This is a genomic window from Hymenobacter psoromatis (genome assembly GCA_001596155.1).
Lineage (GTDB): Bacteria > Bacteroidota > Bacteroidia > Cytophagales > Hymenobacteraceae > Hymenobacter.
This window is the reverse complement of sequence record CP014771.1, coordinates 4,407,286-4,429,234: the sequence shown is the minus strand read 5'-3', so window position 1 is coordinate 4,429,234 and position 21,949 is coordinate 4,407,286. Positions and strand designations below refer to the sequence as shown.

The following is a 21,949-nucleotide window of genomic DNA, read 5'->3' as shown; positions in this document are numbered from 1 at the left end:
ACGCTATGCCCGACAAATATAGCCTCGCCAAGTGCGAGCAATACGGCCGCCGGCTGGCCAGCCGGCTCAGCCAGCAGTTTTTTGGCCCCCAGCCCGAGGCTACCCTCGATGGCCCGGCGCTGCTCACCTTCACGCCCGTGCGGCAGGTCAACCTGCTGGTGCTGCGGCAGCTGCTGGGCCGCTGGCAGCAGGAAGCCAGCCAGTTGCGCAGCCCGTTCTTCGACTTCGAAGCCACGCCGGTGCGCGCCGCGTTAGGGCAGTTTATGAACGTGCTCTCGCGCCACATTCGCCTCGACCGGGCGGCCCTGGAGCCGCTGCTGGCCCAGGCCGTGGCCAACACGCTGGTGCTGTCCACCGCCCCCGCCACGGCCTTCGAGCGCCTGCTCCTACCCCCCCCCAACCCGGCCGAAGCCGACGATAACGTGCCGCTGGCCGCCCTGCGCGACCACCTGCGCTACTTCGACCAAGCCAAGCCTTTTTTTGAGGGCTTCGTGAATAGCCTGCCCACCGGCAGCGCCCCGCTGAGCCGCGAGTTTTTGCGCCAAAGCTTTGACCTTTACCAGGCTGCGCACGCCAAAGAATTGCCCGCCCTGCCGCCACTCGTGAGCGAGTTCAGCGCCTTGCTACCGCTCACCGAAGCCGACCTTTGGGATGATGGCCCGGCCAAGCCGGCCACGCCAGCCAGTCCGCCCGCGCCAGCTCAGGCGGCGGCTCCCGTCGCGCCGGCAGCTACTCCGGCGACCGCGCCGGCCGCCCCCGCGCCGTCCAAACCAGCCGCGCCGGTAGTGGCCGAGCCAGCCCCGGCCCCCGCCCGGCCGCTGCCGCCGGTGATGGCCGAGCCCGCCGCGGCCCCTACCCCCCCGCCGCCGGCCGAAGCCCCGCTGTATGAGAAGCTGAAAGCCACTCAGCCAGCCACGCCGCACCTGGCCGACACGCTGCGCGACGCGGCCCACGGCCCGGCCACGTCGCTGGTCGAGCGCGGCGCGCCCAAGGTGGGCAGCCTGCGTGAAGCCATCTCCATCAACCAGCGCTTTAGCTTTATTAATGAGCTATTTAACGGGGAGAATATGGAATACCACGCCGCCATTCAGCACCTAGACACGCTGCCCGATGCCGGCGCGGCCCTGGCCTACGTGCAGCAGGAGTTGGCCCCGCGCTACGACTGGAGCCGCAAGGAGGAGCACATGGGCAAGCTACTCAAGCTGCTGGAACGCAAGTTTGCCGGCAGCTAGCGCGCGGAAGGAAAGTATCGCATCGGCCACGCCGGCTACCTGATACTTGCTGTTACGCACTACCTTATTCGAGATGGCAACGGGCAGTAGCGCGAACTTTGTAGTTCGCGTCCCCGCGCCGTTCTACTGGCTTTAACGGCGCGGGGACGCGAACTACAAAGTTCGCGCTACTCCCCGTTGCGTAACAGCAACTGATAATTGTTGAATGATACTTGATACGTGCAGAAGCTGGCTGCTACCTTGGGCGCTGGCGTTGGGCGTGCTGCTCAACGCGGCCTTCCCCATGTACCGGCACTATGATTTTTCGCACTCGCTTGACACGCGCAGCTACTTGCGCCTGGCCAGCGGCCGCTTCGATAGCGTGAGCGTGACGCGGCGCTACCGCGTGCTGGTGCCCCTGGCGGCCGGCGCGCTGGCCCGGCCCCTGGCCAGGCTCGGCACTCCCAACGGCCCGCCCCGGCCGGCCGGCGAGTGGCCGCTCCGGCTGGCTTTTTATTTAATCAACTGCCTGCTGCTGAGTGCGGCGGGGGCCTGCTTCTACCGGGGCGCGCGGCTGGCGGGCGCGGGCGAAGGCGCGGCGAGCGTGGCGCTGCTGGCGGTGCTCAGCAGCCGCTGGGCGGGCTACACGGCGGGCCTGCCCCTCACCGATAGCCTGTATCTGCTGGTGTTTGGGCTGGGCTACTATGCCGGGCGGCGCGGCCCTGGTGCGGGCTGGGCGGTGGTGGTGGCGCTGCTGCTGGGGCCGCTGGCCAAGGAATCGTTCGTGTTTTTGCTGCCCTGGCTAGGGTGGTTTGGGCGGCGGGCGCTGGGCTGGCGCGGGCAGGCGGCGGCGCTGGCGCTGGGCGTGGCGGCCCTGGCGGCGGTGCACCTGTGGGTGGATAAAGCGGCCGGCGCGCCCGCGTTGGCGAGCGTGCAGAACGCTTTTTCGCACCTCGAAAACATTACGTATTCGTTGCGGCGGGGCTTTTCGGCGAAAGGCGTATTTGAGCTGTTCAGTATTTTCGGGTTGTTCTGGCTGCCGGTGCTGGCGGCCCTGGCGCGGTCGGCGGGGCGGCGGGCGCTGGCCCCGGTGCTAGGCTGGCCCGAAGCCACGTTGCTGGTGGTGGTAGCGGTGCACATGCTGCTCTCGGGCGACCTGGCGCGCATGGGCTACCTGCTGGCCCCGGCCTTCACGGCGGCGCTGGCCCTGAGCCTGGGCTGGCTAATGAGGGCATTTGCTACCCCCACCGAGCCCAGCCGCGTGAGGTAGCACGGGCCAAAAAAGGTGGGAAAAGAATCGACCCGCGCGGCCGAAAACCCGGCCAGCAGCCGGGCCGCCGCGTCGCCTTGCGTGAGCTGAGCGCGGTCAAAAGGCCGGTAGCCGCCCAGCGCATCGGTATAAACGGTGTCGCCGGCCGCCAGGCGAGCCACGAGCCACTGATGGAAAGCTGCCGTATCGGGCCGCGCCAGGCCCATGATGCGCGGGGCCGCGTCGGGCTGGCCGGTATAATACTGAAGTTGGTTGCGCAGCAGATTGGGGTCGCGCAGCAAAAACCACGCGCCGGGCTGGCCCAGCACCCGCGCCCGCAGCGCCGGCCCGGTGCCGGTGTAGTCGAGCCGGTGCGCCGGCAGCAGCCCGAAGGCTAGGTTCCAACTCAGCAGCGCCACGCCTGCGGCCGCCACCCGGCGCGGCGGCCAGGCCACCAGCCAGCCGCCGGCCAGCGCCACCGCCGCCAGCGCGGGCAGCATCACCATAAACTCCGCATTACCGGCCGCCTGCGCCGCAAAGCCCAGGTGCAGTGCCCCAATGAGCGCGTGCGTCCGGCGAAGTGATTGAGGGATTGAGTGAGCAAGTGATTGAGTGAGTAAGGGGGGGATAGGGGGCGGAATCGGCGCAGGTTCGCGGGTAGGCTTGCGCCACGTAGCTCGAGCGCCGAGCGCGCCATACGTGCCCAGCGCCAGGCTGATTATGCCGATGCCGCCCAGCAAGAGCGGCCAATGGCGCAGCAGCGGCAGCATATTGCCATGCACCTGCACCACCGTTCGCACCAGGCTGATAGCCGTGAGCAGCAGACTTTTACCGCCCAGCTCAACTCGCGCATTACCGGTGAGGTAGTCGTGCAGAGCGAAGCGCACCACTCCCCCTACCCCCCCCGGCGCGGCCCACGCGTAGGCCAGCGGCACCAGCAGCGCCGGCACCGCGTAGCAGGCCGCCGCGGCCAGCGCGGGCCGGCCGCGCCAGGGCCGCAGCCCCAGCAGCAGCCCCAGCCACCACCACACCATTAGCTGATGCACCAGGCAGGCCAGCGCCGCCAGCAGCCCGGCCAGCAGCAGCCAGCGCCAGGCTTGCTTCTCGTTTTGAAGGGATTGCGCCCAGGCCAGGCTGGACAGCAGCGCCAGCAGCAGCGGCTGGATATACGTCTCGTTCTCCGTGGCGAAGCGCAGCATGCCGAAGCAGCTGCCGACCAGTAGCAGCCAGGCCGGCACGGCGACGCGGGCTACCCCCGCCCAAGGCAGCAGTCGGCCCAGCGCCAGCAGGCAGCTGCCGTAAGCCAGCGCGTTTAAAGCCTGCAACCATGATAGGGCCGCCAGCCCGGCCGGCGCGGGGCCGGCCGCCCCCACCACCCGTAGCCACAGCCAGCCGATGGCATTATACAGCAAGTGATGCGGCTGCCACAGCTCCTGGCTCCAGCGGGCACAGGCGGCGTAGTACCAGGCATCGCCAGTGGCGTTGGCGGTGGGCAGCGCCAGGCACAGGGCCGTGAGCAGGCCCGCCACAGCTACGCTGGGCCAGGTTTGGCCGGGGCGAGGGGGGTAGGGAATAGTGCGGCGCGGCATTAGGGGCGCAAGCTAGGCGCGGGCGCAGCTTTGCGGCTTCAGCAGCTAGGGCGCTTTGACGAAGAGCAGCGTGATGAAGCCGCTACCAAGATTATTCGAGGTGCTGAACGTGCTTTGCAGCGAGTATCCTTCCTGATAGAGTTGGTGGAAAAGCTTGTAATACCCCTCACTGCTTTGCGTTAAATTTTCATCAGAAGCACCTCGGTCAAATTCAACTTTTTCACTTTTACCATCCCCGCGCGTAATAATGGCAGTAACGGAGCGGCCTTCCACAATTCGCACTACCACAATATCGGCGGGCGGCCCCGCTACGACGCGCAGCGGCGTGGCCAGCGCCCAGAGACAGGCGCACAGAAGAAGGATGTTTTTCATGCCGCCAAGATAAGCGACTCAACAGTGGTAAAATGATGGATACTAAACCACTTTCCCCAAAACGAGCTTACTCACTAAATCACCATTTCACCGCTACCGCACCAAGTCCTGCTTGCGGTGGGCATCGAGGGCCATTAGGGCGAAGAGCAGGATGGTGAACGACCACAGCGACGAGCCGCCGTAGCTGAAAAACGGCAGCGGAATGCCCACCACCGGCATCAGGCCCATCGTCATGCCCAGGTTCACGGTGAAATGCACGAACAGAATGCTGGCCGCGCAATAGCCGTAGGTGCGGCCGAATACGGATTTCTGGCGCTCAGCTACTATCAAAATGCGCCACAAGAGCGTGAGGTACAGGCCAATAACCACGAAGCAGCCGGCCCAGCCCCACTCCTCGCCCACGGTGCAGAAGATGAAGTCGGTGCTCTGCTCGGGCACGAAGTCGAACTTGGTTTGGGTGCCTTTGAGGAAGCCTTTGCCAAACCAGCCGCCCGAGCCGAGCGCGATTTTGCTCTGCGTCACGTTCCAGCCCTTGCCCAGCGGGTCCTTGCCGGGGTTGATGAGCATCTCGATGCGCTGCCGCTGGTGGGGCTGCAACACTTTATTGAAGAAGAAATCGACGCCGAACACCATCCCGATTACCAGCACCCAGGCACCGAGGCTCAGCGGCAAATGGTGCCGCCACAACCGCGAGTTCAGCAAAAATGCTATTCCCAGCACCACCGTGAAGCCGCCTACCAGCCACACCTTCGGCACCAGCAGCGCCAGCAGCAAAATGATGCCGCCGGCCGCCAGCAGCAGCAGAATAATCGGCGACATGCCCTCGCGGAAATACGCTAGCAGCAAGGCCCCGAACACCAGCGCCTGCCCCGTTTCATTAGAGGCCAGAATAAGGGCCACCGGCAGCAGCGTAAGGCCGGCCAGCACGGCCTGGTCGCGCCAGTTCTGGTTGCGCAGGTTGATGCCGGCCATGAAGCGTGAGGCCGCCAGCGCCGTCGTAAACTTGGCAAACTCGGCTGGTTGCAGGCGCACCGGCCCAAACTCCAGCCACGAGCGCGAGCCCGCGATGGGCCGCGCCACGACCAGCGTAATCAGCAGCAGCACTATCATGCCGCCATACAGGGGGTAAGCCAGCGTGTCATACGCCTTGTAATCAACCACTAGCAGCACCACAATGAGCACCACCGCCGTGCCCATCCAGATGAGCTGCTTGAACCAGTTGAAGGTCATCAGCTCCGAAAAGCTAAGCGCGGAAAAAGGGTGCGCCGGCGCTTCGGGCGAGTAGCTGGCCGCGTAAACGGCCACCCAGCCCAGGCCCACCAGCACCAAGTAAAGGAACAGCAGCGGCCAGTCAATGCTGTGCGAAGAACGGGGGGTAGCAGGGGACATTCAGAAAACTTTCCGCAAAGGTCGGGCAGTAGCGTGGACTCTGCGAGTCCGCGCGTAGTAACGGTTTGGGTACTACCACGCGCGGACTCGCAGCGTGCGCGCTACTGCTAGTGGCGGCGCTTATTGAGGTCGCCGTACATAATCCAGTCTTCCCAGCGCTTGCGGTTGGGGGCCACTTTGCCGCGCAGGTAGCGCTCCATCATCAGGCCGGCGCAGGGGGCGGCGGCGGTGCCGCCAAAGCCCGAGTTTTCGATGAACACGGCGATGGCGATTTTGGGGTTGTTGGCGGGGGCAAAGGCGGCGAAGGTGGAGTGGTCGGGGCCGTGGGCGTTTTGCACGGTGCCGGTTTTGCCGGCCACCGAGATGCCGTACTGCGCCAGGCTAGCAAACTCGCCGGTGCCACCGCGCCCATCCACCACGGCCTGCATGCCGGGGATGAGGTACTTGAACAGCGCCGTATCGACGGCCGTGTAGTGGCGCTCGCGAAACTGCGGCAGCGGCTGCCCGGTGCTGCCAATGCTGCGCACGAAGTGCGGCGCGTAGTAGTAGCCCCGGTTGGCAATAGTGGCCAGCACATTAGCCATTTGCAGGCCCGTGAGGCCGATTTCGCCCTGCCCGATGCTGAGCGAATACACCGTTTTGAAGTTCCAGTGGTGGTAGCCGCGCAGCTTGTCGTAGAATTCGGGCGAGGGGATGAGGCCGCGCTTTTCGTGGCCCATATCGACCCCCAGCCGCTCGCCCAGGCCGAATGTTTTCACCATTTTCTGCCATTGGCCGAGGCCCAGGCGGGCATCCTCAAACTTATTGGGCGACTGCCCGCGCAGCACCGCCGCGCGCATCACCTGGTAGAAATACGGGTTGCAGCTCTGCTTGATGGCAATGCCCACGTTGCTCGGGTATTCGTGGCGGTGGGTGCAGTGAATGAGGTGCTGGTCGCACGGGAAGCCGGTGCTCGGCGTCACTACCCCCAGCTGCAAGGCCACCAGCTCGTTCACCAGCTTAAAGACCGAGCCGGGGGGGTAGGTGGCCATCAGGGGGCGGTCGAAGAGCGGGCGGTCAGGGTTTTTGAGCAGGTCCATGTAGCGGTTGCCCATGCCCTTGCCGGTCAGCATCTGGGGCTCGAAGCGCGGGGCCGACACGAAGCACAGGATTTCGCCCGTCTTGGGGTCAATGGCCACGATGGAGCCGCGCCGGCCACCCAGCAGCTTCTCGCCATACGCCTGCAGGCCCGCGTCGATGCTCAGGTGCAGGTCCTGCCCGGCCTGCGAGAGCGTGTCGAACTCGCCACCCCGAAACGACCCTTTATCGATGCCGCGCACGTTCACGAGCCGATACTGCACGCCACGCCGGCCCATCAAGGTGGGCTCGTAATAAGATTCCAGGCCCGAAATGCCCACGTTTTCGCCCGGCGAGTAGTGGGCGTATTTGGGCGCTTCGAGCAGCTTAGGCGTGATGGAGCCCACGTAGCCCAGGGCGTGGGCCAGGTTTTGGGTGCGGTAGGCGCGGGCCATGCGCGCCTGCACCCGGAAGCCCGGAAAATTAATCAGGTTGTCGTTGATGGCCGCCAGTTCGGGCGTGCTCAGGTTTTGAATAACCGGCGAAGGCCGCACCCGCGAATAGACCTTGGCGGCGCGCAGACCCAGGCGCAGGTCCTCCAAAGGCAGCTGCATGAGCTGGCAAAACTTGGCCGAGTCGAGGTGCTTCACCTCGCGCGGCACCACCATGAGGTCGTAAACGGGCGTGTTGGTGACGAGCAGCGAGTCGTGGCGGTCGTAGATGAGGCCGCGGTACGGCACCTGCACCTGCCGTTGCAAGGTGTTGCGGTCGGCCGCCGTCTTATACGAGTCGTCCAGCACTTGCAAGTAAAACAGCCGACTTGCGAACAGCAGCCCCACCAGCGTAAAAATCGCCAGCACCACGTACCGCCGGCCTTCCAGATATTGCATACAGCAAAGTTACGACTGGCTTAACCGGGGTTGGCGCGGAATCATTCACCCGTTGAGCTTATCGCTCCATTTTGCGCGGCGCCTACCCCCCGCGCCCGCGCCAGTACCTTTGTGGTTTCCCCTTTTGCTCATGCCGCCGCTCGCCACCCCCACCAGCAACACCGCCTTCGCCGGCCTCATTTCGGTGGTGGCACCTTTGTATAACGAGGTCGATACCGTGGCTCAGCTCGTGAGCCGGGTGGCCGCCGTGATGCAGGAGCACGGCTACGACTACGAATTAATATTGGTGAACGACGGCAGCACCGACCGCAGCTGGCAGCTCATGCGCGAGCTGGCCACCCACGACCGCCACCTGGTGGCCATCGACCTGGCCGGCAACTACGGCCAGACGCTGAGCCTGCGTGCCGGCTTTGCTCAGGCGCGCGGCGAAGTCATCATCGCGATGGACGGCGACCTGCAGCACGACCCGGCCTACATTCCGCAGTTTATGAGCCTCATCAATGAGGGCTACGACATGGTGGGCGGCGCCAAGGCCAAGCGCCCTGAAGGGCCGATTGCCACCGCGCTGGCCACCACGGCGCACGGCATTATCCGGCGGCTTTCGGGGGTCCAGCTGCGCTATTTTGGGGCTACGTATAAGGCGTATCGCAGCTATTTGGTGAAGAATGTGGAGATGCTCGGCGACGCGCACCGCTTTTTGGGGGCGCTGGTGGCGCGCAAGAACCTGCGCTACTGCGAGTTTCCGATTGAGATTCACGAGCGGCAGTTTGGCCAGAGCAACTACAAGATTAGCAAGCTCTTCTACGTCATTCTGGACCTGTTTATCCTGCGCTTTTTCATTGTGCACTCGCGCAAGCCGTTCCGGTTGTTTGGCCTGGCGGGCCTGCTCAACCTGCTGGTGGGGGGCGTGCTGGCGGGGCAGTTTCTCATCCGCTCCGTCTTCTTCGGGCTAAATATCGAAGCCCGCTACCCCCTCGAATTTATCTTCAGCCTGTTTCTGCTCATGGCGGGCATTTTCCTGCTCTGCTTCGGGGTGCTGGCCGAGATTGGGATGTATAATTACTACTCGCGGCGCTCGCGCAAGCCGTATGTGGTGCGGCATTTGGCTACGGCGGGAGGGTAGGACATACCAAATCGTTTGTCATTGCGAGCGCAACGAAGTGGAGCGCAGCAGTCGCCCCAGAACGAGTCGTTCGGATATCGTTCTGGGACGATTGCCGCGCTCCACTTCGTTGCGCTCGCAATGACATTACTTTTATCATGCAAAAAAAGCTCATCATCAACTGCGACGACTTTGGCTGGGACGCACCCGCCACCGAGGCCATTCTGGAACTGGGCGCGGCCGGGCAAATAAGCAGCACCACCGTGATGACCAACTTCGCCAGCGACGCCGACCTGCGCGCGCTGCAAAAGCTGACCTCCCCTACCCTCTCCGTGGGCCTGCACCTGACCCTGAACGCCGGCCAGCCGCTGAGCGCTGCCGCGGCCGTGCCCTCCTTGGTTGATAAAAATGGGCAGTTTTATAAATCCAGCCAGCTGTGGCAGCGCTACCTGCGCGGTCAGGTGCGGCGGGCGGACTTGAAGACCGAAATCGCGGCCCAGCTGCGCCGGCTGACCGCCACCGGCCTACCCCCCTCGCACGCCGACAGTCACCAGCACCTGCACCAATACCCGCTGCTTGGGCCGGCGCTGCTGGGTATTTTGCGCGAGCTAGGCGTGCGCCGGGTGCGCCGCCTCACGGCCGCTGGCCGGCTCGATGGCCGCGGGCTGGTGCTGCAAGCCTTTGCGCTCAGCAGCCGCCCGGCGCTGCGCGGCTTCGCTACCCCCGGCGCGCTGGTGAGCACGTTTTCGACCGAGCCGGCCAGCGCGTCGGGCTTCCGGCGGGGGGTAGGGGCCGCGTTCCGGCAGGCCGACGTAGCAGAATTCATGAGCCACCCCGGTCTGAGTGAGCGCGCTGGCTCGCCGCTGATGCGGGTGCCGGAATACGAGTTTTGGCGCGGCAGCGAGGCGCGGGAAATACTGCGCGAGCTGGGTGGCGAGTTGGTGAGCTACGCGGCGGTGTAGGACCGTTTTCGGAGTTCATTTTTTATTCATAAAGGACGCATTACGTTTGGGCATTAGATTTCTCAAACACTGCAATTTTTAGGTTATGAAGCCACTGCTAGTTATCGCCACGCTGTTACTTGCTTGGCCTGCTCAGCAAGCTGCGGCTCAGCAAGGGCCGCCTACCCCCCAGGCCACCGCTGAGCGGCCCGCGCCGGTTGACAGCGCCGCCGTGTTACATCAGCTTTTCAAGCATTCGCGGCGGTTTGCCTCGCTTGGCGTAGTAGCTTCTTCCGGGATAGCGAGCGGTACCACCAACCTGCGTGACCCACGCCGGGGACACCAAATTCTGGGCGGCCTTGTCGTGGGTATTGATATCGGATTACTGGTTGTTATCTGGACCAACCAGGTAAAATTCAGCCGCTGCCGCGAACGCGAGGCCATTGAGCAACTACACCACCAGCAGCCGCTGCGGCCCTACGTGCAGCGCAACTACGCGCTGGCGCTGGCCAAGGCGACACTGCCGCGACGCTAGTTGATGTGCTGCTTTCAGCCGCCCTCCGACCAGCGACACTGCCGCCTTCGCCATAAAGTAATCGGCCCATTTTCTTATTCCTTGCCACAATTCCCGAGCAAGCGCTACTTACACTCGTCCCGAAGTGGGTTGCGAAAGTGGAGCGACACTAGTTTGTGTCTCGTCGTTGAAAAATAAGCGTCAGCAACTACGAGACACAAACTAGTGTCGCTCCACTTTCGCCTGATTTTCGCAATTCACTTCGTGATGAGTATAACAGCCACCCGGCGGCGGGTTTCGCTGGGGGCGTAGCCGAAGTGGCGTGAGAAGCTGGTGGAGAAATTGGCCGGGTTGCCGTAGCCCACCTGGTAGGCGGCCTCGGCCACGGTGGCCGTGCCGCCGGCCAGCAGCGCGTGGGCCCGGTTGAGGCGCACCAGCCGAATGAAGTCGCCGGGGGCCTGGCCGGTGAGGGCCTTGAGCTTGCGGTGCAGCTGGGTGCGGCTCAGGGCCAGCTCGTGGCTCAGGGTTTCTACGCCCAGGGTCTCATCATCGAGGGCGGCCTCCACGGCCTGCCGCACCCGCGTCAGGAAGGCTTCCTCCATCGTGGGCGGGCGCGGGGGGGTAGGCTCGGCCAGGCTGCGGCGGTAGGCGGCTTGCAGCTGCTGGCGGCCCAGCACGAGGTTGCGCAGCTGGGCCAGCAATTCTTCTCGCCGAAATGGCTTGGTGAGGTAGGCATCGGCCCCGATATCGAGGCCTTGGAGGCGGCTGGGCAGGTCGGCCTTGGCGGTGAGCAGCACTAGCGGAATGTGGCTGGTGCGCTCGTCGAGCTTGAGGGCGCGGCACACGCCGTAGCCATCGAGGCGGGGCATCATAGCATCACTCAGCACCAAGTCGGGCAGGTGCTCGCGGGCCAGGGCCAGGCCGACTTCGCCGTTAGGGGCTTCCAGCAGCTGGTAGTCGGCCGCGAGCACGGTGCGCAGGTAGGCCCGCATGTCAGCATTATCCTCTATGACCAGCACCAGCGGCGCTTCGGGCGGGGCGGCCTCCGCGAGGGGGGTAGGCAGCAGTTCCGCCGCCGCCGCGGGCGCGTCGGGGCGGGGCAGGGGGGGTAGGGGTGCATCGGGGGCGAGCGGCAGCGGCAGGCGCACGACGGCGGTAGTGCCCCTACCCGGCTCGCTGTGCAGCACGATGGTGCCACCGTGCAGCTCCACCAGTTCCTTGGTGAGAGCCAAGCCGATGCCGGAGCCTTCGTGCTCGCGGGTGTCAGAGGCATCGGCCTGGTAAAAGCGGTCGAAGACGTGCGGCAGCTGGGCCGCCGCGATGCCGCAGCCGGTGTCGCGCACGGTTAGCTCCAGCTGGGCCGGCGAGTCCATTTCGGCCTCCGCCCAGTGCAGGCGCACGGCCACCTCGCCCGCGCTGGGCGTAAACTTAAAGGCATTGGAGAGCAGATTGAGTACTACTTTTTCCAGCTGGTCAGCATCAAACGCCACGAGCAGGGTAGGCCAGTCGGTGGCAAATGAGTACCCAATGCCGCGCTGCTGGGCCAGCGACTCAAACGAGCCCACCAACCCGCGCACGAAGCCCACGACCTCGCCGGGGGCGGGATGCAGCGGCTGCTGGCCGGCTTCGAGGCGGCTCAGGTCGAGCAGCTGGTTGATGAGGTGCAGCAGGCGCTGGGCGTTGCGCTGCACCAGGGCGGCTTGCTGGCGGGTGGCCGGCTCGTGGGTGTCGGCCGCAATTTGGGCGGCGGGCCCCAGCATGAGCGTGAGCGGCGTACGAAACTCGTGGGTGATGTTGGTGAAGAAGCGCGTCTTGGCGTGGTCCAGGGTGCGCAGGCGCTCGGCCTGGGCGGCCAGCTCGTCGCGCTGGGCGGCCAGCTCGTCGCGCTGGGCGGCCAGCTCGTCGCGCTGGGTGGCCAGCACGAGGTTTTGGTGGCTGATTTCCTCAGTGCGGGCGTGCACGGTAGCTTCCAGGCGCTCGTTTTGGGCGCTGATGAGCTGGCGCCGCTCGGTTTCCTGGGCCAAAGTTTGGGCCGAAAGCTGCTCCACCTGCCGCAGCTGCACCTCCAGGTGGCGGCGGGTGGTAGCAAAGTCGCGGGCCAGGTACACCGACATGCAGATGGGCAGCAGCAGGAAGCCCAGCTGAATGACGAGCATCTGACCCAGCCAGTACGCAGCATGCCACACGTGAAAGACATCGTAGGAAGCAAACACCTGCACCAGAATGGTGGCCAGCACGCCCAGCGCCACCAGCCCAATGCCGGGCTGCCGCCGCCGCAGGGCGCGGCTCAGCACCCACAGCATGTTGAGCCAGGGTAGCAGAAAGGCCAGCAGTAGCAGCGGGTGCCGGGGCCACTCATCGGCCTGGCCCGTGGGGTGCGCCAGCCACAAGGCCGCTTGCACCAGCCGCAGCAGCCCCAATAGGCCCAGCCAGCGCCAGGGCAAGCGGCCCTCGCACACCGAGTACAGGAAGGCCAGCAGCAGCACCGTATTGACGGACTGCGCCACCTCGAAGCCCAGCTGAAGCCCCCACAGCAGCTGCACGTTCATCTCCGTGCCGCGGAAGTACACGACCAGGGCAGTGCCCATGAGCACGCTCGCGTAGAGGCTAAAATAGAGGTTAACTCGCAGCGGCCGGTAAAACAGGAATAGGAAGAAGTGCAGCAGCGCCAACAGCCCCGTACCGGTGACGACTATTAAATGCAGCGAGTACGCGCGCATTAGCAGTACCTGGTCGGCTAGTAGGCGGCTAGCCGGGCCCACACTCACCCTAAAGCCGCCGTAGGGCAGCGGCCACGCCCCAAACCGGGCGTAGCGCACGGCCAGCAGGTGCGGGCCGGCCGTGCGCAGCATAAAGGGCAGGGTGCGGTAGCGCGGACTAAAGCCCCACGTCGTCTGGGCCGAGGTGCCCACGGTACCATAGCGGCCCAGCAGCTGCCCATCGAGGTAAATTTCCGAAGCTCCTTGCTGCATGATGGCCAGGCCCAGCACCTGGCCCAGCAAAGTCGAGTCAAGGGTGAAGCGCAGGCGGAAGCAGCCCGTGCCGCGCCAGCCGGGCGGCTCCTGGCCCACCAGAAAGTTGGGGTCGGCCAGCAGCCAGCTTTGGTCGGGGGTAGCGGGGCTGGCCCAGCCGGGTGGCCAGCCGGGGTGGTAGCGCCAGCGCACGCGGGCGTCGAGGCGCTGCGTGGCGGCGGAGCTTACCTGGGCGGCCGTGAGGTGCAGCAGGGCACTATCGGGCGAGACCGACACGAGCGCCGGGCGGCTACCTCCGGCGGCACCAGCCGCCGGGCCAGCCAGTAGCAGGCAGCACCCCATGAGCAGGCAGAGTAAGCCGGAGGTTTTCATAGGAAAGTGCGTGGATATGCCTGGCCGTGAGGCACTCCTGAAGATACGACCCAGCTGGCACCCATAGCCCGCCATAGAGCTGCTGGCTAAGCAAATAGGCTAGCCGAAGGTACCGTTTATTTCCGCCCTACCCCCCTACTCAGCCCGCAAATACCGCACTTGACACGTCGGCAAACGCATTTGCAACCTCCGCAAATGCCCGCGTCACGACCGCACTCGCATTTGCAACCCCCGCAAATGCCGGCCGGCGCGGCACCCACTTGCTTTGCATTAGTTAAAACGCCCGCTACTTCAACCCCTCACTAAGCCATGAAAACCCGCCCCCCGCCTGCCGCGCCCGCTGCCGACTAGCTTCCTTTTTTCTCCTGTCTCTCTCTTTCTGTCCTATGAAAACGTGCCGCTTTTTTTTGCGCCTGGCCTGTTAGTCACTGTTTTTCCTGGCCGCCCATAGTGCGCAGGCGCAGGCCGTAGCCAGCACCGACCTGCCGGGCTATTGGAACACCGAAATCAACCGCAAGACCCACGACTATACTATCGTGCGTTTCTACAATGGCCAGGACCAGCTCGTGTACGAAGAGCGGCTGCCGCGGCTCTGCCTCGACCTGGGCAAGGGCTCGCGCCGCTGCCGCCAGCGCACCGGCCGGCAGCTCTCCCAGGCTTTGCAGCTGGCGTTGCACGACCCCGCGCACGCCACTCAGGCTACGGCCTGGCTCACGCAGCAGCTTGGCCAAGACCGCCACGAGACGCGGCTATACGCCGGGCGCTGAAAGGCGATTTGCTACCCTACCCTACTTAAGCTATAGAGACAGACTTTTTAGCGTGCTGAAAAAGGGTTCGCTTGACCGGTGAAGGCAACGTGCGGGCGAGCAAGCGGGCCTTTTTTCAATGTGAGCATTTTGCATAGATTATTACATTTCAATCTCTTACCTCATGAAAACAACTTACTTCTTCCGGCTGCTTGCGCAGCGCGGGGCCGTGCTGCTTGGGTGCGTGCTGCTGGCCGCTTCGTGCCAGAAAACTACCGTCGAGGCGGCCGACCCCACGGCGGGGCGCGCCACGGTACTGGCCTGGAACCAGGCCAGTACCGTGGCCGTCACGCGCATGACCAACCCTACCACTGGGTTCTTCGTGTTGCCCCACGTGGAGGCGCGGGCCTACGCCATCGTGAGCTTGGCCATGTATGATGCGCTGAATAATATTCAGCAGAAAAACACGCCCTACGCCCTGCACGGCCCGCTAGTACCCGATGCTTCGCCCGATGCGGCCGTGTGCGCCGCCGCCCACGATGCGCTGATGGCGGTGCTACCCACCGAGCAGGCCTACGCCGACTCGCTCTACCAAGCGATGCTGGGCAAAATCGGCACCAGCGATGCCAAAACCAAAGGTGTGGCCCTGGGCCAGGCGGCGGCCAAGGCCATTCTGGCGAAGCGGGCGAACGACGGGTCCGACAACGCCCAGATACCGATTACTATCAACCCTACCCCCGGCAGCTACCAGTACACGCCGCCCTTCGACGGGCCGCCCTTCAATGGCTACTACGCCCTGGACGGCTGGAAAAGCGTGAAGCCTTTTGTGCTGGCTGCGGCGAATCAGTTCCGCCCAGGGCCGCCCCCGGTGCTGACCTCGGCCGACTACACGACCAATTTTAACGAGGTAAAAAGCATTGGCGGGGCTACCAGCACCGTGCGCACGGCCGACCAGTCGGCCAGCGCGCTGTTTTGGCTCGATAACTCGGGCTTGCAGTGGAACCGCGTTGCCCGCGCCATGCTGACCGCCCAAAACGCCGATACCTACGCCACCGTGCGCCTGCTGGCCCTGCTGCAAATGTCTCTGGCCGATACCTACGTGGCCGTGGGCGACGCCAAGTCTTTCTATATGCACTGGCGGCCCGTCACGGCCATTCGCCAGGCGGCCACCGATGGCAACCCCGACACCGCGCCCGATGCGGCCTGGCTGCCCTTCGCCTTCCCCAACCCGCCCGATGCCGACTACCCCTCGGCCCACGCTGCGGCCGGGGCCGCCGCCGCCACCGTGCTCAAAGGCTTTTTTGGTGCCGATGCCGCCTCGTTCTCCATCACCAACAACGCCGGTAAAACCCGCAGCTACACCAGCTTCAGCCAGGCCAGCGACGAGAACGCCCTGTCGCGGGTGTATGCCGGCTACCACTTCCGCGATTCCTCACTGAAAGGTCAGGTGCTGGGCACGCAGTTGGGCAACTACGTGGCACAAAAGGCTTTGCCGTAGCCACGCGGCCTTACATGTCAACAGGCAGGGGTCAGCCCATCGAAACAAGCAGCCAGGCTGCCCCCCACCTGCCGCAACGGCCGCGTTGTCGCGCTACCGCTCCGCCTTCACCGCCGCGCCCACCAGCGATACCAGTGCCGTGATAACGTAGAATAATACGCTCACGCTCACCGCTACCGGCGTACTCAGCGCGAACAACTTCGCGCCATACAGAAACGTCAGCTCGCGGGCGCCCAGGCCGCCCACCGTGAGCGGCAGCACCGCCGCGATGCTGGACGCCAGAAATACCAACAGGTAGGGCAGCACCGGCCCGCCGGCCGCGCCCAGGGCCGCCAGCAGCGCCCAGGCGCACAGTACCTGCGCGCCCTGCACGCCCAGCGCCTCCCAGGAGGTGCGCCCAAACGCCCGCCGAAACTCGCTAAACAGCTGCCGGCCCAGCGCGTAGCTCAGGCCCAGGCCCAGCGGCACCAGCGCCAGCGGCACCGCCCGCCACCAGGGGGGTAGGGCCAGCGCGCCGGCCGGGCGCAGCTCGGCGGGCGGCACGGCGGCCAGCAGTATCAGCAGCAGCACCAACAGCGCCACCATCCCACTGAGCCTATCCAGCAGCAACGCCCGAAAGATGAGCCCCCGCCGCCCTGGAAACTCGCGGCCCAGCAGGTACACCTTGTAGCCGTCGCCGCCAATGCCGCCGGGCAAAAACAGGTTGTAGAACATACCCAGCCAGTACAGGCGCAGGTTGTAGCGCTCGGTGAGCTGAATATCGACGGTGCGAAAAAACGTGTTCAGCCGCACCGACGAAATCAGTTTCGAAAGCGTGAACAGTCCCGCCGCCAGCGCCAGCCAGCCCGGCCGCGCCTGCCGCAGGGTGCGGCCCAGCGCGGGCAAATCCAGGTGGCGCGCCACCAGCCACAGCGCCCCGGCCATGAAGGCCAGCTTGAGCAGCAGGGCCGCGTAGCGCCGCCAGGGGGGGGTAGGCATGGGGGTTTAATTTAAAATTTAGAATTATTTGTCATTGCGAGCAACGCGAAGCAATCGCACCCGAACGACATCCACGCCAGTCGTTCATCCATCGTTCTGGTGCGATTGCCGCGCTTCGCTCGCAATGACAAATGATTTGCGTAAGCCCTATAAAACCTGCACCAGCCGGAAGTGGATGTTGCGGTCCACCCGCATCGTGTCGAGGGTGCGGTAGCGCAGGGCGCTGAGCCAGTACTCGTCGCCCAGATATAGCGTGTCGGGGTGGGGCGGGTGGGTGGCGGTGCGCAGGGTTTGGCCGCGGCCGCGGGCAATGTAGAAGGCCTCCACATTGTCGAGCGGGGTGCCGGGCAGCAGCAGCAGCGGCCTACCCCTGGTTTCGCGGCCAATGCGCTCGGCGGCGGTGCGGTAGGGCACTTCGGCCGAGGTCGCCATCCGGGCCGGGAAGATGAACACGTCGAACGCCAGCCGCAGCACCAGCAGGTAGTAGCCCAGCACCAGCAGGCGATAATCCACTAATTTCCAGAATAAATACGTGCCCAGCGCCAGCACCGCAAACAGCCCCAGGCTGAGCGGCCACGAGGCCGGCACGCCGCGCAAAAACGTCACCTGCGCCGCCGAAACCAGCCCTACCCCCTCGGCGGTCCGCAACGCGAGCGGCCCCAGCAGCGCGGCCGTGCTCACGAGCAGCAGCGCCAGCAGTGCGGCATCGAGCCAGCCCACCACGCGGGCACCGGCCGCGCGCTGGTGCTTGTAGAGCGGAATAACGACCGTGAGGCCCAGCGGCACCAGCATAAACAGGTAGCGCGGAATGGTGGCCGGCGACAGCCAATAGACCGGCAAAATGGCCAGAAACAGCAGCGCGTTGTAGCGCAAAAAGGGCTGCGCCATTATCCAGCGGCGCGCGCCCGGCACCAGCAGGCAGGCCACCAGCAGCGTCCAGGGCAGGAAGTGCTTGATAAAATCGAAGGGAAACAGCAGCATGTACCGGACAGAATCGGCCAGGGGCTGGGCCGCCACCGTGCGCTGACTCGACTGCGACCACAGCGTTTCGAGAGCTACTTCGAGCGAGTTGTGGCGGCTGTAAAGCAGGAAGTACGTTCCCAGAATGGCCAGCATCACCCCTACCCCCAGCACGTGCTGCCAACTAAATAAGCGCCGCCACTGCCGGGTATCGAGGCAGTACACGAGCAGCGCAATGCCCTGAAACACCACCGACGGCAGCCCTTTCAGCAAAAAGCCCACTGCCGTGAGCGCGTAGGTGAGCACAAACAGCCGCGTCCACTGCCCGCGCTGGCCCAGGTACCACACGGCCATGAAGGCCAGCCACGTGAAAGCCGCGTGCCAAAGGTCAATCAGCCCCAGAAAGGAATCGTAGAACAGCACCCGCCCGGTGGTGGCAAAGGCCAGCGCCACCGTAAACGCCAGGCGGCTACCCAATTGCGGGCGCAGCACCCGCCACAGAGCCGTGGTGTAGAACAACAGCGCCGCGATGGTGGGTAGGCGCAGAATAAACTCATCCTGCCGCCCCGTGAGCCGAAACAGCGCCACCAGCAGCCAGTTGAACAGCGGCGGCTTATTATAGTAGGGAAAGCCCTGGAGCGTGGGCGAAAAAAAGTGACCCGAGTAGTGCATTTCCAGCGCTACCAGCGCCCGAATGGGCTCATCGACCAGCAGCGGCTGCCAGCCCAGGTGCAGCAGCAGCGCCGGCAGCGCCAGCACCAGCGTGAGCGCCGCCACCCACCACGGACGCTGACTGAGGGCAGTAATTACCCGGCGGGCTAACGATTCTACCACAAGTTTGGTTAGTTGTTCGGAAGTAGCGGGCCGCGAGAATCTGGCCGCGGGCCGCTATCTCGCAAAGGTACACGTCGAAGCAGGCCGCCCGCCGCCCGGCAGCTTCCCATCATTTCGTAAGTTTGGCCCATGTCGTCGTCTTCTACCACCCTCCCGACCCCTCCCGACCGCCTCACCCAAACGCTGCTGCGCCACGGCCTGCGCCAAACGCCCGTGCGCCGCGCCGTGCTCAAAGCTGTCTCCGGCAAAGGCTACGCCCTCACCGGGGCCGAGATTGAGCAGGAAATCGGCACCGATACTGACCGCATTACCCTCTACCGCACGCTCAAGAGCTTCGAGCAGCAGGGCCTCATCCACCGCGTCATCGACGACACCGACGTGCTGCGCTACGCCGCCTGCTCCATCGAGTGCTCGGCCGAGGCTCACTTCGACAACCACGTGCATTTCAAGTGCGGCGTGTGCAGCCACACCTACTGCCTAAGCCAGGTCGCCATTCCGGCCGTGCAATTGCCCGGCGGCTTCCAGGCCCAGCGCCGCGATTTTCTGCTGTCCGGCACCTGCCAGTTTTGCCAGGGGTAAATTTGAATGAGTTACGAGTAAAAAAAGAACGTCATGCTGAGCTTGCCGAAGCATCTCGCTCGCGGCACTAACTTAATCATTCAACAGTCTTGATTACTATCCCACGCGAGATGCTTCGGCAAGCTCAGCATGACGTTCTTTTACATTTTTAATAAAATACAACTCAAAAATGTGGTGGACTTATGCCCTGCTTTCGGCCGTGTTCGCGGCGCTCACGGCGGTGCTGGCCAAGGTCGGCATCAAGGGCGTGAGCTCCGATTTGGCGACGGCCATCCGCACGGTCGTGATTCTGGTGGTGGCCTGGGGCATCGTGCTTGCCCGCGATAACCCGGCCGATATTTTCACCCTTCAGCCGCGCACCTGGCTGTTTCTGGTGCTCTCGGGCGTGGCCACGGGGCTGTCGTGGCTGTGCTACTTCCGGGCCTTGCAGCTGGGCAAGGTCTCGCAGGTGGCCCCGGTCGATAAGCTGAGCGTGGCGCTGGCCATCCTGCTATCGGTCGTTTTTCTGGGTGAAACCCTCACGCTGAAGGTGGCGCTGGGCGCGGCCCTCATTATCGGCGGCACGCTGGTGCTCATTTTCTAAAAAAGGAGGGGGTAGGACCAGCCGGCCCTACCCCCTCCTTTTCAGCTAAGCCGCCTTACTGCGCGGGCGTAGTAGCTGGCTGGGCCTGGGCCGCCTTTTTACTGCCCCCGTGCTTGCCGCCGTGGGTCGAATACTGCGCGTACTGCGCGGGCGTCAGGATGCCTTGCAGGGCGGTCTTAAACTCGGTGGCGTTGGCTTGCAGGGCCGTATTCTTGTCCTTGTTGCTGGTCGTGCCGTTCTGAATGGCGTCGATTTTCTGGTCGCGGGTGAGCGCGGCGGCCTGCACCTTGGCCGTCGTCGCGGCGTCCAGGCCCAGCTGCCGGGCCAGCTCCTGGCTCATTTTAGCGGCGCGCTGCTCGGGCGGGCCGGCTTTGTACACGAGCGCGCGGCTCGAATTGGGCATCGACGCGGGGGTAGCGGCGGCCGGCGCTTGCTGCGCCGAGGCAGCGGTGGTGCCAGCGGCGGCAAGCAGCCCCAGCCACAAAACGCGCGTACGGAGGGTAGTCATACTGAAAGGGTTTGGAAAGGTGAAGATGAAGCAAAGTTCCCTCCTTAGCTTGAACGCCGGATGAAGACCACTGCCCGCCCCTACCCCCCCAAAACGCCGAAAGCGTCCGCAAGCCAGGGCCTGCGGACGCTCTCGATGGCAACGGAAGTGCTATTGGAATCGAACCGATGACTTTTCATACACCCAGTAATTTGGCATAAATTATTACTTAGCTATCCTCTTGGTTACCAGGCCTACCGCATTGGTTACCCAGCCGCGCGCCGGGAGGCGAAAAGGCACGCTAAACATTTGGTAGTGAAACACCTGCTTAGCCTTACTCACCTGTCAACTACTCATTTTTCTATTTTATCCGACTCACCTGCTTAGGCGCTTCCCGCTGCTTTTGGCTTGGTGCCAGGGCGGCGAAGCAGCTACATTTACCTAGCCGTTTGGCCGGGAAGACTCCCCGGCGGGGCTTGGGCAGACAATCAGGAATGCAACCAGTAGTAAAGTACACGTTTAGCGGGCACGACAGCTTTCAGTGCCGCCTGCTGTGGCTCAAGAAAGGCTACGATTACCTGCAAGCCGGGCGCTCCTTCTCGGCCGATGATGCGCCGGTAGTGCTCGGGGTGGGCAATAATATGGTGCGGGCCATCCGGTTCTGGCTGCGGGCCTTCGGGCTGCTGGAGGAGGCCGCCGAGCAGCCCAACGAGCTGGCGCACCTGCTGTTTGGCGATACGGAGGCGGCCCCCGGCTGCGACCCGTTTTTGGAAGACAGCGCCACGCTCTGGCTGCTGCACTACCAGCTGGTGCGCACGCAGTTTGCCTCTACCTACTCGCTGGTGTTCAATGAGCTGCGCAAGCGTAAGATTGAGTTTACCCGCGACGATTATGTACGCTACGTGGAGCAAAAGGGCCGCGAAGACAACTTCCCGGTGAACCCGAAAACGGTAGCCGACGACTTCGCGGTTTTCCTGCGCCTCTACTACCGCCCGGCTACCGGCGGCAGCGACAGCCCCCGCGACCGCGAGGAAAGCTTCGCCGGCATTCTGGCCGAGCTGGAGCTGGTGTCGGCCTTTGGCCGCCGCACGGAGCAGGGCAAAACCGAAACCCCGGTGTACGTGATTACCCCCACCGAGCGCCCCGATGTGCCGGCCGCCTGGCTGCTCTACGCCCTGCTCGATGCGCCCGAGCTGGGCCTTTCCATCAGCCTCGACACCCTCGAAAACGACCCCGGAATGCCCTGCGCCGTGTTTGCGATGAACCGCGCCGGCCTGCGCCGCAAGGTGGAGCAGCTCACGGCCCAGCACGATTACCTTACCTTCAACGACCAGGCGGGGGTGCGCGAACTACAGTTCCGCACCAAGCCGGCCGACAAATACCAGATTCTGCGCGACTACTATGCCCTCGTCCCCGCCGCCGTTTAGCCCGTCCATCAACATCGTGCGCGATGCCGGCCGCGCCCTCACCTACCACCCGACCGCCAACACCCGCCGCATCGTGGCCCAGGTGCTGGCCGACTACGAAACCGGGCTGCGGGCCTTCACGCTCATCGGCTCCTACGGCACCGGCAAAAGCGCGTTTCTGTGGGCGCTGGAGCAGCATTTGAGCTGGGGGCAGGCGTAGC

The 21,949-nt window shown here is 64.5% G+C and carries 19 protein-coding genes; 11 read left to right on the top strand and 8 right to left on the bottom strand.

The window, feature by feature from the left end; translation table 11 throughout:
- Window positions 1–5: 5 nt before the first annotated feature.
- Both A0257_18770 and A0257_18765 read left to right on the top strand, forming a co-directional pair.
- Window positions 6–1,232, top strand: a complete 1,227-nt coding sequence (locus A0257_18770; protein AMR28942.1) for a hypothetical protein — start codon at window positions 6–8, stop codon at window positions 1,230–1,232.
- A gap of 253 nt (window positions 1,233–1,485) precedes the next feature.
- Entirely contained in the window at window positions 1,486–2,481 is a 996-nt protein-coding gene (locus A0257_18765; GenBank protein AMR28941.1) for a hypothetical protein, read from the top strand.
- Here A0257_18765 and A0257_18760 read toward each other — a convergent pair.
- The 4 genes from A0257_18760 to A0257_18745 form a co-directional block, all read right to left on the bottom strand.
- Window positions 2,382–4,049 (bottom strand): hypothetical protein, encoded by a 1,668-nt coding sequence (locus A0257_18760; GenBank protein ID AMR28940.1) that lies wholly within the window; start codon window positions 4,047–4,049, stop codon window positions 2,382–2,384. The two genes, A0257_18765 and A0257_18760, sit on opposite strands and share 100 nt — an antisense overlap.
- A gap of 45 nt (window positions 4,050–4,094) precedes the next feature.
- Window positions 4,095–4,421: a hypothetical protein gene (locus A0257_18755; protein ID AMR28939.1), complete on the bottom strand. Its 327-nt coding sequence runs from the start codon at window positions 4,419–4,421 to the stop codon at window positions 4,095–4,097.
- 93 nt (window positions 4,422–4,514) lie between these two features.
- Window positions 4,515–5,810, bottom strand: a complete 1,296-nt coding sequence (locus A0257_18750) for a rod shape-determining protein RodA (GenBank protein AMR28938.1) — start codon at window positions 5,808–5,810, stop codon at window positions 4,515–4,517.
- Between the two features lie 107 nt (window positions 5,811–5,917).
- Window positions 5,918–7,756, bottom strand: a complete 1,839-nt coding sequence (locus A0257_18745; GenBank protein ID AMR28937.1) for a peptidoglycan glycosyltransferase — start codon at window positions 7,754–7,756, stop codon at window positions 5,918–5,920.
- A gap of 130 nt (window positions 7,757–7,886) precedes the next feature.
- On the opposite strand from A0257_18745, the gene A0257_18740 reads away from it, so the two are divergent.
- The 3 genes from A0257_18740 (at window position 7,887) to A0257_18730 (ending at window position 10,334) form a co-directional block, all read left to right on the top strand.
- On the top strand, window positions 7,887–8,879 hold the full coding sequence (locus A0257_18740; protein ID AMR28936.1) for a hypothetical protein: 993 nt from the start codon (window positions 7,887–7,889) through the stop codon (window positions 8,877–8,879).
- Window positions 8,880–9,016: 137 nt separating this feature from the next.
- Entirely contained in the window at window positions 9,017–9,820 is an 804-nt protein-coding gene (locus A0257_18735; protein ID AMR28935.1) for a hypothetical protein, read from the top strand.
- A gap of 85 nt (window positions 9,821–9,905) precedes the next feature.
- Entirely contained in the window at window positions 9,906–10,334 is a 429-nt protein-coding gene (locus tag A0257_18730) for a hypothetical protein (protein AMR28934.1), read from the top strand.
- A gap of 236 nt (window positions 10,335–10,570) precedes the next feature.
- On the opposite strand, the gene A0257_18725 is transcribed toward A0257_18730, so the two are convergent.
- Window positions 10,571–13,657: a hypothetical protein gene (locus A0257_18725; GenBank protein AMR28933.1), complete on the bottom strand. Its 3,087-nt coding sequence runs from the start codon at window positions 13,655–13,657 to the stop codon at window positions 10,571–10,573.
- A 536-nt stretch (window positions 13,658–14,193) separates the two neighbouring features.
- On the opposite strand from A0257_18725, the gene A0257_18720 reads away from it, so the two are divergent.
- Window positions 14,194–14,424 carry a hypothetical protein gene (locus A0257_18720; protein ID AMR28932.1) on the top strand — a complete coding sequence of 77 codons (231 nt, stop codon included), beginning with the start codon at window positions 14,194–14,196 and terminating at the stop codon, window positions 14,422–14,424.
- Window positions 14,425–14,587: 163 nt separating this feature from the next.
- Window positions 14,588–15,901 carry a hypothetical protein gene (locus A0257_18715; protein ID AMR28931.1) on the top strand — a complete coding sequence of 438 codons (1,314 nt, stop codon included), beginning with the start codon at window positions 14,588–14,590 and terminating at the stop codon, window positions 15,899–15,901.
- 93 nt (window positions 15,902–15,994) lie between these two features.
- On the opposite strand, the gene A0257_18710 is transcribed toward A0257_18715, so the two are convergent.
- Both A0257_18710 and A0257_18705 read right to left on the bottom strand, forming a co-directional pair.
- Window positions 15,995–16,879, bottom strand: coding sequence for a hypothetical protein (locus tag A0257_18710; protein AMR28930.1), 885 nt, complete (start codon window positions 16,877–16,879; stop codon window positions 15,995–15,997).
- Between the two features lie 147 nt (window positions 16,880–17,026).
- On the bottom strand, window positions 17,027–18,616 hold the full coding sequence (locus tag A0257_18705) for a hypothetical protein (GenBank protein ID AMR28929.1): 1,590 nt from the start codon (window positions 18,614–18,616) through the stop codon (window positions 17,027–17,029).
- Between the two features lie 186 nt (window positions 18,617–18,802).
- Between A0257_18705 and A0257_18700 the strand changes: the two genes are divergently transcribed.
- Together A0257_18700 and A0257_18695 are read left to right on the top strand one after the other, a co-directional pair.
- Complete coding sequence (locus tag A0257_18700; GenBank protein AMR28928.1) at window positions 18,803–19,252, top strand: hypothetical protein; 450 nt, start codon at window positions 18,803–18,805, stop codon at window positions 19,250–19,252.
- A gap of 169 nt (window positions 19,253–19,421) precedes the next feature.
- Entirely contained in the window at window positions 19,422–19,835 is a 414-nt protein-coding gene (locus tag A0257_18695) for a hypothetical protein (protein ID AMR28927.1), read from the top strand.
- Between the two features lie 55 nt (window positions 19,836–19,890).
- Here the strand turns inward: A0257_18695 and A0257_18690 are convergent, their stop codons facing one another.
- Entirely contained in the window at window positions 19,891–20,343 is a 453-nt protein-coding gene (locus tag A0257_18690) for a hypothetical protein (protein AMR28926.1), read from the bottom strand.
- A 473-nt stretch (window positions 20,344–20,816) separates the two neighbouring features.
- On the opposite strand from A0257_18690, the gene A0257_18685 reads away from it, so the two are divergent.
- On the top strand, window positions 20,817–21,749 hold the full coding sequence (locus A0257_18685; GenBank protein AMR28925.1) for a hypothetical protein: 933 nt from the start codon (window positions 20,817–20,819) through the stop codon (window positions 21,747–21,749).
- On the top strand, window positions 21,724–21,948 hold the full coding sequence (locus A0257_18680) for a hypothetical protein (GenBank protein AMR28924.1): 225 nt from the start codon (window positions 21,724–21,726) through the stop codon (window positions 21,946–21,948). Before A0257_18685 ends, A0257_18680 begins: the two co-directional genes overlap by 26 nt.
- Window position 21,949: the final 1 nt, after the last annotated feature.

Excerpts from the sequence above, each read along its gene's own strand:
- A0257_18770 (AMR28942.1), top strand. The coding sequence starts at position 6 with ATGCCCGACAAATATAGCCTCGCCAAGTGCGAGCAATACGGCCGCCGG.
- A0257_18760 (AMR28940.1), bottom strand. The coding sequence starts at position 4,049 with ATGCCGCGCCGCACTATTCCCTACCCCCCTCGCCCCGGCCAAACCTGG.
- A0257_18755 (AMR28939.1), bottom strand. The coding sequence starts at position 4,421 with ATGAAAAACATCCTTCTTCTGTGCGCCTGTCTCTGGGCGCTGGCCACG.
- A0257_18750 (AMR28938.1), bottom strand. The coding sequence starts at position 5,810 with ATGTCCCCTGCTACCCCCCGTTCTTCGCACAGCATTGACTGGCCGCTG.
- A0257_18745 (AMR28937.1), bottom strand. The coding sequence starts at position 7,756 with ATGCAATATCTGGAAGGCCGGCGGTACGTGGTGCTGGCGATTTTTACG.
- A0257_18740 (AMR28936.1), top strand. The coding sequence starts at position 7,887 with ATGCCGCCGCTCGCCACCCCCACCAGCAACACCGCCTTCGCCGGCCTC.
- A0257_18735 (AMR28935.1), top strand. The coding sequence starts at position 9,017 with ATGCAAAAAAAGCTCATCATCAACTGCGACGACTTTGGCTGGGACGCA.
- A0257_18730 (AMR28934.1), top strand. The coding sequence starts at position 9,906 with ATGAAGCCACTGCTAGTTATCGCCACGCTGTTACTTGCTTGGCCTGCT.
- A0257_18725 (AMR28933.1), bottom strand. The coding sequence starts at position 13,657 with ATGAAAACCTCCGGCTTACTCTGCCTGCTCATGGGGTGCTGCCTGCTA.
- A0257_18715 (AMR28931.1), top strand. The coding sequence starts at position 14,588 with ATGAAAACAACTTACTTCTTCCGGCTGCTTGCGCAGCGCGGGGCCGTG.
- A0257_18710 (AMR28930.1), bottom strand. The coding sequence starts at position 16,879 with ATGCCTACCCCCCCCTGGCGGCGCTACGCGGCCCTGCTGCTCAAGCTG.
- A0257_18700 (AMR28928.1), top strand. The coding sequence starts at position 18,803 with ATGTCGTCGTCTTCTACCACCCTCCCGACCCCTCCCGACCGCCTCACC.
- A0257_18695 (AMR28927.1), top strand. The coding sequence starts at position 19,422 with ATGTGGTGGACTTATGCCCTGCTTTCGGCCGTGTTCGCGGCGCTCACG.
- A0257_18690 (AMR28926.1), bottom strand. The coding sequence starts at position 20,343 with ATGACTACCCTCCGTACGCGCGTTTTGTGGCTGGGGCTGCTTGCCGCC.
- A0257_18685 (AMR28925.1), top strand. The coding sequence starts at position 20,817 with ATGCAACCAGTAGTAAAGTACACGTTTAGCGGGCACGACAGCTTTCAG.
- A0257_18680 (AMR28924.1), top strand. The coding sequence starts at position 21,724 with ATGCCCTCGTCCCCGCCGCCGTTTAGCCCGTCCATCAACATCGTGCGC.